Source organism: Streptomyces sp. NPDC027962, assembly GCF_055566095.1.
In genome coordinates, this window is the sequence record NZ_JBVHTA010000013.1 from 1 (window position 1) to 13520 (window position 13520).

The window sequence follows — 13520 nt, forward strand, 5'->3', positions numbered from 1 at the left end:
GAGAACCTGGAGGAGCTCAACCAGCGCAGGATGGCCGCCGACTACCCGGTCATCCTGGGCGGCGCGGCCCTCACCCGCGCCTATGTCGAGCAGGATCTCCACGAGCTCTACGAGGGCGAAGTCCGCTACGCCCGCGACGCGTTCGAGGGCCTGCGCCTGATGGACGCCCTCATCGGCGTCAAGCGCGGCGTCCCCGGCGCGGTACTGCCCGAACTGAAGCAGCGCAGGGTCAGGGCCGCCACCACGGTCGTCGAGGATCGCCCCGAGGAAGGTGCGGCCCGTTCCGACGTCGCCACCGACAACCCGGTCCCGGAGCCGCCCTTCTGGGGAACCCGTGTGGTCAAGGGCATTCCGCTCAAGGACTATGCCTCCTGGCTCGACGAGGGCGCCCTGTTCAAGGGCCAGTGGGGGCTCAAGCAGTCCCGCGCCGGCGACGGGCCCTCGTACGAGGAACTGGTGGAGTCCGAGGGCAGGCCCAGGCTGCGCGGCCTGCTGGACCGGCTGCAGACCGACAACCTCCTCGAGGCGGCCGTCGTCCACGGCTACTTCCCCTGCGTGTCCAAGGGTGACGACCTGATCCTGCTGAACGAGGACGGCTCGGAGCGGACCCGCTTCTCCTTCCCGCGCCAGCGCCGCGGCCGTCGCCTGTGCCTGGCCGACTTCTTCCGCCCCGAGGAATCCGGCGAGAGGGACGTCATCGGCCTGCAGGTCGTGACCGTCGGCTCGAAGATCGGCGAGGAGACCGCCAAGCTCTTCGAGGCCAACGCCTACCGCGACTACCTCGAACTGCACGGCCTGTCGGTCCAGCTCGCTGAGGCGCTCGCCGAGTACTGGCACGCCCGGGTGCGCGCCGAGCTCGGCTTCGGCGGCGAGGACCCGGTCGATGTGGAGGACATGTTCGCGCTGAAGTACCGCGGCGCCCGGTTCTCGCTCGGCTACGGTGCGTGCCCGGATCTCGAGGACCGCGCCAAGATCGCGGAGCTGCTCCGGCCGGAACGCATCGGCGTCCAGCTGTCCGAGGAGTTCCAGCTCCACCCCGAGCAGTCCACCGACGCCATCGTCATCCACCACCCCGAGGCGAAGTACTTCAACGCACGCTGATCGAGAGCGTCGTACACTGGTCGGTCCAGTGCAGGCCGGCCGCCTGTCCCCGCGGGAAAAGCCGCTGGGAGGGGTGGCCGGCCTTCTCGTCCCTCATGGAGGTGCGCCCATGACCAGCACGGTCCCCGCGTCGCTGACCCGTTCGGCCGAAGCGGCCGCCCTGCAGGCCGTATTCCTCGACATGGACGGCACCCTCGTCGACACGGAGGGCTTCTGGTGGGACGCGGAGGTGGAGGTCTTCGCCGACCTCGGCCACCGGCTGGACGAGGAATGGCGGGACGTCGTGGTGGGCGGCCCCATGACGCGCAGTGCGGGCTATCTCATCGAGGCCACCGGTGCCGACATCAGTCTCGCGGAGCTGACCGTGCTGCTCAACGACAAGTTCGAGGAGCGGATCGGGCGGGGAGTGCCCCTGATGCCCGGTGCCGACCGGCTGCTCTCGGAGCTCGCCGCCCACAACGTGCCCACAGCGCTGGTCTCCGCCTCGCACCGCCGCATCATCGACCGGATCCTCGCCTCGCTGGGTCCCCAGCACTTCGCCCTCTCCGTCGCGGGTGACGAGGTGCCGCGCACCAAGCCGCACCCCGACCCGTATCTGCTCGCCGCCCAAGGGCTGGGCGCGGAACCCGCGAGATGCGCCGTCGTGGAGGACACGGCGACCGGCGTGGCCTCGGCGGAGGCGGCGGGCTGCCGAGTAGTGGCGGTCCCGTCCGTGAGCCCGATCCAGCCGGCGGTCGGCCGAGTCGTCGTTCAGTCCCTCGAGGAAGTCGACCTGGTATTTCTGCGCACTCTCATCAGTTCGAAGCAGTGATACCTGCACCGTCCGTTTTTCTCGAATGCAAAGGAAACTCGTGGCATCCGGGCATGCCTTTTCCGTGACCGCCGGATCGATTGCGACATGACCGCCAGTAAGTTCCCGGGGTGACCTTCGTCACTGTGCGTACCGTCCCGACGAGGGGCGACTTACGTCCGTTGCCCAGTTCGGGGGTGTCGGACGCTTCTATGTGTCCTGATTGATGGGGGAGTTTACGAATCTTCCATGGCATGGCCATCCGCCCACAGGCATTGATGATCACTCAGTGATTACGCATCAACTCGGCCCCGGTCACGCTTTCCTGGCGTTGCGGACTAATCTCGTCGCGAGACTTCGCTGCATCACCGTGATGTTCCGCCGGCCACCCAGCCGACGGAAACACAGGACCGATCGCTCTGTACCCCGGCCCGATCGCGCCGCCCCGACCGGGCGGAGGTGGCGGAGTCGATACGCAACGCTGCAACACAGTGCCGGATGGGATGAGGGAGAACGTCCAGGATGAAGCGTAAGACTTTGGTGCTGTCGGCCGTGGTCGGCCTGCTCGCGCCCGCGCTCGTCGCCTGCGGCAGTGCGGATGGCGGGTCCGACGGCGGTGACGCCATAGTCGTGGGCACCACGGACCAGTTCGTCGCAGGCGCGGACGCCCCCGCACCCCTCGACCCGGCGTACGCCTACGACACCGGCGCCTGGAACGTCCTGCGGCAGGCCCTCCAGACCCTGATGCACGCCCCGCGCGGCGGCGGCGAGCCCGTCCCGGACGCCGCCGAGTCCTGCATCTTCACGGACAACGCGAGCGAGAGCTACCGCTGCAAGCTGCGCAGCGGCCTCACGTTCGCCGACGGCACGCCCGTGACCGCGGAGGACGTCAAGTTCTCCGTCCAGCGCGTCCTGGACATCGACGCAGACAACGGCACGGCCGCCCTGCTCTCGAACATCGACACGATCGAGACCAAGGGCGACCGCGAGATCATCTTCCACCTGGCCACGCCCGACGCCACCTTCCCGTACAAGCTCTCGACGCCGGCCGCCGGCATCGTCAGCAAGGAGAAGTACGACGGGAAGAAGCTGCGCGAGGGCTTCGAGGTCGACGGCTCGGGCCCGTACACCATGAAGGCCGAGACCGAGGGCGACCAGGTCTCCCAGGTCGTCTTCAGCAAGAACCCGAACTACAAGGGCGACCTCAAGCTCCACAACAACAAGGTCGTGCTGCGCACCTTCGCCGACGCCGCCTCCATGGGCAAGGCGCTCGAGGCGGGCGACATCGACCTGATGACCCGTGCCATGTCGCCGGAGCAGATCAAGAACCTGCTGGAGAACCCGCAGGAAGGCATCGAGCTCACCGAGGTGCCGGGCCTGGAGATCCGCTACCTCGCCTTCAACACCGAAGCCCCGGTGGTCAAGGACAAGGCCGTCCGCCAGGCCATCGCGTCACTCGTCGACCGAGGCCAGATCGCTCAGGAGGTGTACGGCGCCACCGCCGAGCCCCTCTACTCGCTCATCCCGTCGAGCATCTCCGCGCACACGAACTCGTTCTTCAACAAGTACGGCGAGCCCAGCCGCCAGAAGGCCGCGACCATCCTGAGCAATGCCGGCATCAACACGCCGGTCAAGCTCACGCTGCACTACACCACGGACCACTACGGCGAGGGCACGGCCAAGGAGTTCGAGGCGCTCCGCGACCAGCTCAACGCGAGCAAGCTGTTCGACGTCAAGATCGAGGGCGCCGAGTGGTCCAAGTTCCGGCCCGCCCAGAAGCGCGGCGACTACGCCGTCTACGGGCTGGGCTGGTTCCCCGACTTCCCGGACCCGGACAACTACACCGCGCCGTTCCTCGACAAGGGCAACTTCCTCAACTCGCCCTACGTCAGCGACAAGGTCCTTGAGCTCATCCCGGCCTCGCGGCGCGAGGCCGACCGCACCGCGGCGTCGCCGGCCTTCAAGCAGATCCAGGAGATCGTCGCGAACGACGTGCCCGTGCTGCCGCTCTGGCAGGGCAAGCAGTACGTCGCGGCACGCGAGAACGTCAGCGGCGTCGAGTGGGCGCTCAACTCCAGCTCCGACCTCCAGCTGTGGGAGCTGTTCCGCGGCACCGCCTGATCCTCTCCGTGGCACCGCCTGATCCTGGCGGTGCCACGGAGGTGGTGCCAGGAGGCGGGTCCACGGAGGTGGGTCCGGGCATATGGCAAAAGGCCGGTGCCCGGCAGCTGCGCAAGCTGCCGGGCACCGGCCTTTCCCGTGGTCGAGGCCCGCTATTGGGCCCCGGGGCGCACCAGGCCGCTCTCGTACGCGTACACCGCGGCCTGCACGCGGTCGCGCAGGCTCAGCTTCGTCAGCACGTGGCCGACGTGCGTCTTGACCGTGGTCTCGCTGACGAAGAGATCCGCTGCGATCTCCGCGTTGGACAGGCCCCGCGCGACCAGCTTGAGCACTTCCATCTCGCGGTCGGTCAGCCTGTTCAGCGTGTCGGGGACCGGCTCCTCGCCCGACGGCAGATGGTCCGCGTACTTGTCGAGGAGTCTGCGCGTGATGCTCGGTGCGAGCATCGCCTCGCCGGCCGCCACCACCCGGATCGCCTGCACCAGTTCATTCGCCGGAGCGTCTTTGAGGAGGAAGCCGCTCGCGCCGGCACGCAGCGCCTCCACCACGTACTCGTCGAGGTCGAAGGTCGTCAGGACCAGGACCTTCGCCGGACCGTCCCGGCCCGGGCCGGTGATCTGCCGGGTCGCCTCGACGCCGTCCATCCGGGGCATCCGGATGTCCATCAGCACCACGTCGGGCTGCAGCGCCCGCACCTGGTCGAGCGACTGGAGGCCGTCCCCGGCCTCGCCGACCACCGCGATGTCCTGCTCGGCCTCGAGGATCATCCGGAAACCGGTACGCAGCAGCGGTTGGTCGTCGACCAGTAGGACGCGGATAGCCACGAATACTCCTTCTTCAGACCGGGCCCATTCTGCCCTGACCATCCTCGGCCGACGCGGGCGGGGAGACGCTCAGCGGATAAACCGGGGGAGTGCCACCGAATTCAGGACACACCGACTGGTGGTCGCACCAGCCGCACAGCTTCGTCGGCCGGGGCCGCCAGTCTCCCGTCTCGGTGGCGTGCCGGATCGCGTCCCACAGCGCGAGCAGTTTGCGCTCCATGCGCTCCAGGTCCGCCGGCACCGGGTCGTACGTCAGCACGTCGCCGCTGCCCAGATACACCAGCTGCAGCCTGCGCGGCACGACGTTCTTCAGACGCCAGATCACCAGCGCGTAGAACTTCATCTGGAACAGCGCGCCCTCGCTGTACTCGGGGCGCGGCGCCTTGCCCGTCTTGTAGTCGACGATCCGCACGTCACCGGTCGGCGCGATGTCCACCCGGTCGATCACTCCGCGCAGCCGCAGCCCCGACCCCAGCTCCGTCTCCACGAACATCTCCCGCTCGGCCGGCTCCAGCCGCGTCGGGTCCTCCAGCGTGAACCAGCGCTCCACCAGTTGCTCCGCCTCACCCAGCCAGCGCGACAGTCGTTCGCCCCCCAAGTCCTCGGCGAACAGCTCGCCCAGCTCCGGCCTGGACTCCAGCAGGCGGCTCCACTGGCCGGGAATCATCGCCTTCGCCCGCGGCACCGTCCGCTCGGCCGCCGGATCGTCGAAGAGCCGCTCGAGCACGGCATGCACCAGCGTCCCACGTGTCGCCGCCTCGCTTGGCTTCTCGGGCAGCCTGTCGATCACCCGGAACCGGTACAGCAGCGGACACTGCATGAAATCGCCGGCCCGAGAGGGCGACAGCGACGCGGGCCGCCCGCTGCGCGACTCCGCCGCGGCGTCACCGGCGGCCTGCTGCGTCCCGCTTTCGGGGACAGATGCGCGGGCGGTCACAGCCTCCACCGCCGGGGCGGGCACAACGGCGGCCGCGGACACCGCGGGGGTGTCCGGCGCGGCGGAACCCGGGGCCGCGGGCCGGTCGGAACCGCCGCCCGCCACGGACTCGTCGGCCGGGGCGGCCACGGCGCCCGTGGCGGGCGCGGCGATCTCGGCGGCCCTCGAGGCGGACCCCGAGGCCGACCCGCAGGAAGCGGGCCCCGCGGGCTGCTGACTCGTACTCATGACTCAGACCCTACGGCCCGCCACTGACAGCGAGCGGCATACCATCGACGACAGACCCCCGAGCACTGCATGATTCGAGCGAGCGACGCATTCGCAACGAAGGGAACCCGTGAACGAGGACGACACGAGGGATGAGCGCGAACGCGCGCGGTCCGGGGTGGACAAAGCGGACTCCGGCAGCGGCGGCACGCGGCGTCCCACCGAACCCGGCGGCGGCATCCTCATGGGTCGCCCCTTCGGCGTGCCCGTCTACGTCGCCCCCAGCTGGTTCGTCGTCGCGGCCCTGATCACCTGGGTCTTCGGCGGACAGCTCGACCGCGTGCTGCCCGAGCTCGGCGGCGCGCGCTACCTCGTCTCGCTGTTCTTCGCCGTCGCCTTCTACGCCTCCGTGCTCGTCCACGAACTGGCCCACACCGTCGTCGCGCTTCGCTTCAAACTCCCGGTGCGCCGCATCCAGCTCCAGTTCTTCGGCGGCGTCTCGGAGATCGAGAGGGAGACGGAGACTCCCGGACGCGAATTCTGGCTCGCCTTCGTCGGACCGCTGTTCTCCCTCGCCCTGGCCGGCCTGTTCTACCTCGGCCTGTACGCCGTCGAGCCCGGCACCGTGCCCGGTGTCCTCATCGCCGGGCTGATGATCTCCAACCTCATCGTGGCGGCCTTCAACCTGCTGCCCGGACTTCCCCTCGACGGCGGCCGGATGCTGCGCGCCGTCGTCTGGAAGATCACCGGGAAGCCCATGGCGGGCACGGTTGCCGCCGCCTGGGTCGGCCGGGCGCTTGCCGTCGCCGTCCTCATCGGCCTCCCGCTGCTCACCCACACCGGCGCCCTCGGCAACTCCACCGAGGACATCGGCGGCATGGAGACCGTCACCGACGCCCTGCTCGCGGCCATCCTCGCCGCCATCATCTGGACCGGAGCCGGCAACAGCCTGCGCATGGCGCGGCTGCGCGAGCACCTGCCGGAACTGGCTGCCAGGGCCCTGACCCGGCGTGCCGTGCCCGTCGAGGCCACCACCCCGCTCTCCGAGGCCCTGCGCCGCGCCAACGAGGCCGGAGCCCGCGCCCTCGTCGTCGTCGACGGCCGCGGAGAGCCGGCCGCGCTGGTCCGCGAAGCAGCCATCGTAGGTGTCCCGCAGCACCGCCGCCCCTGGGTCGCCGTCAGCACCCTCGCGCAGGACCTCGAGGAAGGCATGAAGGTGCCCGCCGAACTCGCGGGCGAAGCCCTGCTGGACGCGCTCCGGGCCACTCCGGCCACCGAGTACCTGGTGGTGGAGGAGACCGGCGAGATCTACGGCGTCCTGTCCGCCGCGGATGTCGAACGGGCCTTCGTCGCAGCCATGGCACGGCCCGGTTCCTGAAGCCCATACACTGGTCGTATGTCCGAACCGACCGGTGCCGCCCGCCGTCGCGGGCCCTTCAAGGTCGGGGACCAGGTCCAGCTCACCGACCCCAAGGGACGCCACTACACGTTCACGCTCGAGGCCGGGAAGAACTTCCACACCCACAAGGGTTCCTTCCCGCACGACGAGCTGATCGGCGCTCCCGAGGGCAGTGTTGTCCGAACCACGGGAAACGTCGCCTACCTCGCGCTGCGCCCCCTGCTCCCCGACTACGTCCTGTCCATGCCCCGCGGCGCCGCCGTGGTCTACCCCAAGGACGCGGGGCAGATCCTGGCCTTCGCCGACATCTTCCCCGGCGCACGCGTCGTGGAGGCGGGGGTGGGCTCGGGCTCGCTCAGCAGCTTCCTCCTGCGCGCCATCGGCGACGACGGAATGTTGCACTCCTACGAGCGCCGCGCGGACTTCGCCGAGATCGCACAGCAGAACGTGGAGCGCTACTTCGGCGGCCCCCACCCTGCCTGGCAGCTCACCGTCGGCGACCTCCAGGACAACCTGACCGACGCCGACGTCGACCGGGTCATCCTCGACATGCTGGCTCCCTGGGAGTGCCTCGAGGCCGTCTCCAAGGCGCTCGTCCCCGGCGGCATCCTGTGCTGCTACGTCGCCACGACCACCCAGCTCGCGCGCACCGTCGAGTCGATCCGCGAGATCGGCTGCTTCGCCGAGCCGCAGCCGTGGGAGTCGATGATCCGCAATTGGCACGTCGAGGGCCTGGCCGTGCGACCCGACCATCGGATGATCGGCCACACCGGCTTCCTGGTCACCGCCCGCCGTCTCGCCGACGGCGTGGAGCCCCCCATGCGCCGCCGCCGGCCCGCGAAGGGCGCCTACGGCGAGGACTACGAGGGCCCCAACAAGGGCTGAGCCGCCCACCACGGCCGCCCGTACAACGCTCCGACGCCGCCGCCGAGTTCCCCGTGCCCCGCACGGAACTCGGCGGCGGCGTCCTCATGTTGCCCCCGATGCCGGCACCGGCCGGGTGTTTTACCGGAGTCTTACGGACCCCGCTGTTCCGGTCGTGTGTGACGTATGGCACGATGCTGGCCACCCCCACCGGCACAGCCCCTCAGGAGACCCGTCGCGTGCAGAACTCCGCCGCCGTCCCGGACCTCGCGCACACTCACGCCCGCCCGGTGCACTGGCTGGCCACGGCGGCGGCGATGGCCGCGGTCATGGCGGGTGCGGGAATGCTGCAACCAGAAGCGGCCACCGCCTCCCAGTCCGGCAGCGGGCCCAAGAGCACGACGGCCGCGGCCCCGGCGCCCGCGCCGGACCCCGCGGCGGTGCAGCTGCCCCTCGAGTGCGGCGGCCTCGGCAGCGTGGTCACCAAGAGGGCCTCGGGCGACCTGGACGGCGACGGCGGCCCGGAGACCGTGGTGGCCGCCCGCTGCGACGCGGGATCCGGCACCCCGCCCAGCGGGCTCTACGTGCTGTCGGCGGGCCCCGACAGCGACGCCAGGGTGGTCGCCACCCTCGTCGAACCCGCGCAGAAGCAGAGCGTGGGCGCCCTCGCCGTACGCGACGGGGCGGTCGTCGCGACGCTGCTCGGCTACTCGTCGCCCGGGGTGCCCAGCTGCTGCCCCGACGAGCGGGAAGAGATCAAGTGGCAGTGGCAGGGCGGGAAGTTCGTCCGCAGCACCCCCGCCGAAGCCCGCAGTATGTGATCCGTCACTCCGCGTCGGGGCCGTAGACCTCGACCCTGTCCGAAACCCGACGTACGTGGATGCAGTCGCCCGGGCACTCCTTGGCGGAGTCCACCACGTCGTTGAGCAGCGGCAGCGGCACGGGCGTCGTCGCCCCCGCGCTCTGCAGCAGTTCGTCGTCGGCGGATTTCACGTACGCCAGACCGTCGATGTCCAGCTCGAAGACCTCGGGAGCGTACTGCGCGCAGATTCCGTCCCCTGTGCAGAGGTCCTGGTCGATCCAGACCTCGAGCGCCTCGGCGGCCCCGTCGGTGGGAACCTCGTGCTGCACGGTCATATCTCCTGCCGTTCCTTCGTCGGGTGTAGCTCTGTGAAGCAAGTCGTGCCACCCCTGACGGGTGTTGAACGCTTCGACGATACAACCGCCCGCTTTCCGATGTTGCTGGGTGGGTATCCCGTGGGTATTCCCCTCGCAGAGGTAAGAGCGCAAGGGTGAAGATCGGACACACCCCTTCCGTCTTTGTGATCTAGGGGTTTCAATCACCACCCACACAGGTAGGGTCAGGAAGCGTCCAGCTCCCCTTGGAGGAGGTGAGGACCGTGGCAGCCCACGACGACGACATCAACCGCGGCATCCGGCCGGGGCGGGGGTCTGAAGACCCAGCCGGCCAGGTTGCCTATCTCGAGCAGGAAATCGCCGTCCTGCGCCGCAAGCTCGCCGACTCTCCGCGACACACGAGGATTCTCGAGGAGCGGATCGTCGAGCTGCAGACCAACCTGGCCGGCGTGTCCGCACAGAACGAGCGACTCGCCAACACGCTCCGTGAGGCCCGCGACCAGATCGTGGCCCTCAAGGAGGAGGTCGACCGGCTCGCGCAGCCGCCGGCCGGCTTCGGTGTCTTCCTGCAGGCCAATGAGGACGGCACCTGTGACATCTTCACCGGGGGCCGCAAGCTCCGGGTGAACGTCAGCCCCAGCGTCGACCCGGAAGAGCTCCGGCGCGGCCAGGAGGTCATGCTCAACGAAGCGCTCAACGTGGTCGAGGCCATGGAGTTCGAGCGCGCCGGGGAGATCGTCACCCTCAAGGAGACCCTCGAGGACGGCGAGCGCGCCCTGGTGCTCGGTCACACTGACGAGGAACGGGTGGTGCGGCTCGCGGAGCCGCTGCTGGAAGCGACCATCCGCCCCGGCGACGCCCTCCTGCTCGAGCCCCGCTCCGGGTACGTCTACGAGGTCATCCCGAAGAGCGAGGTCGAGGAGCTCGTCCTCGAAGAGGTTCCGGACGTCGACTACGACAAGATCGGCGGACTCGGCGGCCAGATCGAGATGATCCGCGACGCGGTCGAGCTGCCGTACCTCCACCCCGACCTCTTCAAGGAGCACGAACTGCGGCCGCCGAAGGGCATCCTGCTCTACGGCCCGCCCGGATGCGGCAAGACGCTGATCGCCAAGGCGGTCGCCAACTCCCTTGCCAAGAAGGTCGCCGAGGTGACCGGCCAGCCCGCGGGGAAGAGCTACTTCCTCAACATCAAGGGCCCCGAGCTCCTCAACAAGTACGTCGGCGAGACCGAGCGGCACATCCGTCTTGTCTTCCAGCGTGCCCGTGAGAAGGCCAGTGAAGGCACCCCCGTCATCGTCTTCTTCGACGAGATGGAGTCCCTCTTCCGTACCCGCGGGTCCGGTGTGAGCTCGGACGTGGAGAACACCATCGTCCCGCAGCTCCTCGCCGAGATCGACGGTGTGGAGGGCCTGGAGAACGTGATCGTCATCGGTGCCTCCAACCGTGAGGACATGATCGACCCCGCGATCCTGCGGCCCGGCCGGCTCGACGTCAAGATCAAGATCGAGCGTCCGGACGCGGAGGCCGCCAAGGACATCTTCGCGAAGTACCTGACCGCCTCCCTCCCGCTGCACTCCGACGACCTCGGCGAGCACAGCGGGTCGAAGGCGGCCGCGGTCCACGCCATGATCCAGTCGGTCGTGGAGCAGATGTACGCGGAGTCCGAGGAGAACCGCTTCCTCGAGGTCACGTACGCCAACGGCGACAAGGAAGTCCTGTACTTCAAGGACTTCAACTCCGGCGCGATGATCCAGAACATCGTCGACCGGGCCAAGAAAATGGCCATCAAGGCCTATCTCGATCACAACCAGAAGGGCCTGCGGGTCTCCCACCTCCTCCAGGCATGCGTGGACGAGTTCAAGGAGAACGAGGACCTGCCCAACACCACCAACCCGGACGACTGGGCCCGTATCTCCGGAAAGAAGGGCGAGCGGATCGTCTTCATCCGCACCCTCGTCACCGGAAAGCAGGGCGCGGACACCGGCCGGTCCATCGACACGGTGGCGAACACCGGTCAGTACCTGTAAAGGCACACCGGCTGCGGATGCCGGCGGTCCCCCGCCCACACCGGGGGGACGGGCATCCGCAGCCGGTTGCTTTCCGGACAGGTCCGACCACACCCCAGCAATGACGAAATTGATCTCCCCAGCCACGCAGCGGCGTTCTAGGCTCTTTCGTACCGCCGGGTCGCGCAGTGCGGGGACGGGCACCGCACGCGCACCGGAGCACCCGCGGTACTTGAGCGCCGTTCCCGGCGGGGAACGCCGCCGGGCAAGGAGGGCCGCATGACCGTACGGCGAGTAATGGGCATCGAGACGGAGTACGGGATCTCCGTCCCCGGCCACCCGAACGCCAATGCCATGCTCACCTCGTCCCAGATCGTCAACGCATACGCGGCGGCGATGCACCGGGCGCGCCGCGCCCGCTGGGACTTCGAGGAGGAGAATCCGCTGCGGGACGCCCGCGGCTTCGACCTCGCTCGCGAGGCCGCCGACTCCAGCCAGCTCACCGACGAGGACATCGGCCTGGCCAATGTGATCCTCACCAACGGCGCACGTCTCTACGTCGACCACGCCCACCCCGAGTACAGCTCGCCCGAGGTGACCAATCCGCTGGACGCCGTCCTGTGGGACAAGGCCGGCGAGCGGATCATGGCGGAGGCGGCCGAGCGGGCGGCCCAGCTGCCGGGCGCGCAGCCGATCCACCTGTACAAGAACAACACCGACAACAAAGGCGCGTCCTACGGCACCCACGAGAACTACCTGATGAAGCGGGAGACCCCGTTCTCGGACATCGTGCGCCATCTGACGCCGTTCTTCGTGTCCCGGCAGGTCGTCACCGGCGCGGGACGGGTCGGAATCGGCCAGGACGGCCATGAGCACGGGTTCCAGCTCAGCCAGCGAGCCGACTATTTCGAGGTCGAGGTCGGCCTCGAGACCACCCTCAAGCGCCCGATCATCAACACCCGCGACGAGCCCCACTCGGACGCCGAGAAGTACCGTCGCCTCCATGTGATCATCGGCGACGCGAACCTCTCCGAGATCTCGACGTACCTCAAGCTGGGCACCACCGCCCTGGTGCTGTCGATGATCGAGGACGGTTTCATCGCGGTCGACCTGGCCGTCGAGCAGCCCGTGCGCACCTTGCACGAGGTCTCGCACGACCCGGGCCTAAAGCGCCTCGTCACACTGCGCAGCGGTCGGACACTCACCGCCGTACAACTGCAGATGGAGTACTTCGAGCTGGCGCGGAAGTACGTCGAGGAGCGTTTCGGGGCGGACGCCGACGAGCAGACCAAGGACGTCCTGATCCGCTGGGAGGACACGCTCAACCGCCTCGAGAACAACCCGATGAGCCTCGCCGGCGAACTGGACTGGGTCGCCAAGCGTGAGCTCATGGAGGGCTACCGCCGGCGCGACACCCTGGACTGGGACGCGCCCCGCCTGCACCTCGTGGACCTGCAGTACGCCGATGTGCGCCCCGACAAGGGCCTGTACAACCGACTGGCGGTCCGCGGCAAGATGAAGCGCCTGCTGGACGAGACCGCGGTGGAACGGGCCGAGACCAAGCCTCCGGAGGACACCAGGGCGTACTTCCGTGGCCGCTGTCTCGAACAGTACGCGGACGACGTCGCCGCGGCCTCCTGGGACTCGGTGATCTTCGACCTGCCGGGCCGTGACTCTCTGCAACGAGTGCCGACGCTGGAGCCCCTGCGGGGCACCCGCAACCACGTCAAGGAGCTCCTCGACCGCTGCCGCAATGCGGAAGACCTGGTCCGGGTGCTCTCCGGGGGCTGAAAATGCCTCCGTGCGGGAATCATGAAGGTGGGCCCCGGACGTTGGAGAAAGTGCGGGGCCGATGTCGGACCCCGCGAGTAGGGTCTGATCAAGAACGTCGAACCGAGCGGGGTGAGGTGTATGGCGACCAAGGACACCGGCGGCGGACAGCAGAAGGCGACGCGCTCCACCGAGGAGGTCGAGGAGCAGGCGCAGGACGCGCAGGCTGCGGAGGACCTCAAGGAGCGGCAGGAAAAGCTCTCGGACGACGTCGACTCCGTACTGGACGAGATCGACGACGTCCTCGAGGAGAATGCCGAGGACTTCGTTCGAAGCTTCGTTCAGAAGGGCGGGCAGTGAT

The 13520-nt window shown here is 68.8% G+C and carries 12 protein-coding genes; 9 read left to right on the plus strand and 3 right to left on the minus strand.

The genetic code is table 11. The features are described from left to right. The 3 genes from ACZ4SA_RS14625 to ACZ4SA_RS14635 form a co-directional block, all read left to right on the plus strand. A partial coding sequence (locus ACZ4SA_RS14625; protein WP_468273913.1) for a vitamin B12 dependent-methionine synthase activation domain-containing protein occupies positions 1 to 1101 on the plus strand: 1101 nt, incomplete at its 5' end. A 109-nt stretch (positions 1102 to 1210) separates the two neighbouring features. Then, complete coding sequence (locus tag ACZ4SA_RS14630; RefSeq protein WP_468273915.1) at positions 1211 to 1912, plus strand: HAD family hydrolase; 702 nt, start codon at positions 1211 to 1213, stop codon at positions 1910 to 1912. 501 nt (positions 1913 to 2413) lie between these two features. Continuing rightward, positions 2414 to 4012, plus strand: coding sequence for an ABC transporter substrate-binding protein (locus ACZ4SA_RS14635; RefSeq protein ID WP_468273918.1), 1599 nt, complete (start codon positions 2414 to 2416; stop codon positions 4010 to 4012). 152 nt (positions 4013 to 4164) lie between these two features. Here ACZ4SA_RS14635 and ACZ4SA_RS14640 read toward each other — a convergent pair whose 3' ends face one another. Both ACZ4SA_RS14640 and ACZ4SA_RS14645 read right to left on the minus strand, forming a co-directional pair. Continuing rightward, the gene (locus ACZ4SA_RS14640) at positions 4165 to 4836 is read right to left on the minus strand and encodes a response regulator (protein ID WP_468273920.1); all 672 of its coding nucleotides are present in this window, start codon (positions 4834 to 4836) and stop codon (positions 4165 to 4167) included. A gap of 13 nt (positions 4837 to 4849) precedes the next feature. Next, entirely contained in the window at positions 4850 to 5683 is an 834-nt protein-coding gene (locus tag ACZ4SA_RS14645) for a RecB family exonuclease (protein ID WP_468274250.1), read from the minus strand. 475 nt (positions 5684 to 6158) lie between these two features. Between ACZ4SA_RS14645 and ACZ4SA_RS14650 the strand changes: the two genes are divergently transcribed. The 3 genes from ACZ4SA_RS14650 (at position 6159) to ACZ4SA_RS14660 (ending at position 9064) form a co-directional block, all read left to right on the plus strand. Next, on the plus strand, positions 6159 to 7358 hold the full coding sequence (locus ACZ4SA_RS14650; RefSeq protein WP_468274253.1) for a site-2 protease family protein: 1200 nt from the start codon (positions 6159 to 6161) through the stop codon (positions 7356 to 7358). An 18-nt stretch (positions 7359 to 7376) separates the two neighbouring features. Beyond that, complete coding sequence (locus tag ACZ4SA_RS14655; protein ID WP_468273922.1) at positions 7377 to 8264, plus strand: tRNA (adenine-N1)-methyltransferase; 888 nt, start codon at positions 7377 to 7379, stop codon at positions 8262 to 8264. A gap of 173 nt (positions 8265 to 8437) precedes the next feature. After that, positions 8438 to 9064 carry a hypothetical protein gene (locus ACZ4SA_RS14660; RefSeq protein ID WP_468273924.1) on the plus strand — a complete coding sequence of 209 codons (627 nt, stop codon included), beginning with the start codon at positions 8438 to 8440 and terminating at the stop codon, positions 9062 to 9064. A 4-nt stretch (positions 9065 to 9068) separates the two neighbouring features. Here ACZ4SA_RS14660 and ACZ4SA_RS14665 read toward each other — a convergent pair whose 3' ends face one another. Further along, positions 9069 to 9380, minus strand: coding sequence for a ferredoxin (locus ACZ4SA_RS14665; RefSeq protein WP_468273926.1), 312 nt, complete (start codon positions 9378 to 9380; stop codon positions 9069 to 9071). Between the two features lie 263 nt (positions 9381 to 9643). Between ACZ4SA_RS14665 and arc the strand changes: the two genes are divergently transcribed. The 3 genes from arc to ACZ4SA_RS14680 all read left to right on the plus strand — a co-directional run bounded on the left by arc (position 9644) and on the right by ACZ4SA_RS14680 (position 13519). Then, positions 9644 to 11410, plus strand: coding sequence for a proteasome ATPase (arc, locus tag ACZ4SA_RS14670; protein WP_468273928.1), 1767 nt, complete (start codon positions 9644 to 9646; stop codon positions 11408 to 11410). A 258-nt stretch (positions 11411 to 11668) separates the two neighbouring features. Further along, on the plus strand, positions 11669 to 13180 hold the full coding sequence (gene dop / locus ACZ4SA_RS14675; RefSeq protein WP_468273930.1) for a depupylase/deamidase Dop: 1512 nt from the start codon (positions 11669 to 11671) through the stop codon (positions 13178 to 13180). A gap of 120 nt (positions 13181 to 13300) precedes the next feature. Continuing rightward, on the plus strand, positions 13301 to 13519 hold the full coding sequence (locus ACZ4SA_RS14680) for a ubiquitin-like protein Pup (RefSeq protein ID WP_018848997.1): 219 nt from the start codon (positions 13301 to 13303) through the stop codon (positions 13517 to 13519). Position 13520: the final 1 nt, after the last annotated feature.

Bases quoted from the DNA above. Each gene is read 5' to 3' on its own strand.
- ACZ4SA_RS14630 (WP_468273915.1), top strand. From the start codon at position 1,211: ATGACCAGCACGGTCCCCGCGTCGCTGACCCGTTCGGCCGAAGCGGCC.
- ACZ4SA_RS14635 (WP_468273918.1), top strand. From the start codon at position 2,414: ATGAAGCGTAAGACTTTGGTGCTGTCGGCCGTGGTCGGCCTGCTCGCG.
- ACZ4SA_RS14655 (WP_468273922.1), top strand. From the start codon at position 7,377: ATGTCCGAACCGACCGGTGCCGCCCGCCGTCGCGGGCCCTTCAAGGTC.
- ACZ4SA_RS14660 (WP_468273924.1), top strand. From the start codon at position 8,438: ATGCTGGCCACCCCCACCGGCACAGCCCCTCAGGAGACCCGTCGCGTG.
- ACZ4SA_RS14665 (WP_468273926.1), bottom strand. From the start codon at position 9,380: ATGACCGTGCAGCACGAGGTTCCCACCGACGGGGCCGCCGAGGCGCTC.
- dop (WP_468273930.1), top strand. From the start codon at position 11,669: ATGACCGTACGGCGAGTAATGGGCATCGAGACGGAGTACGGGATCTCC.
- ACZ4SA_RS14680 (WP_018848997.1), top strand. From the start codon at position 13,301: ATGGCGACCAAGGACACCGGCGGCGGACAGCAGAAGGCGACGCGCTCC.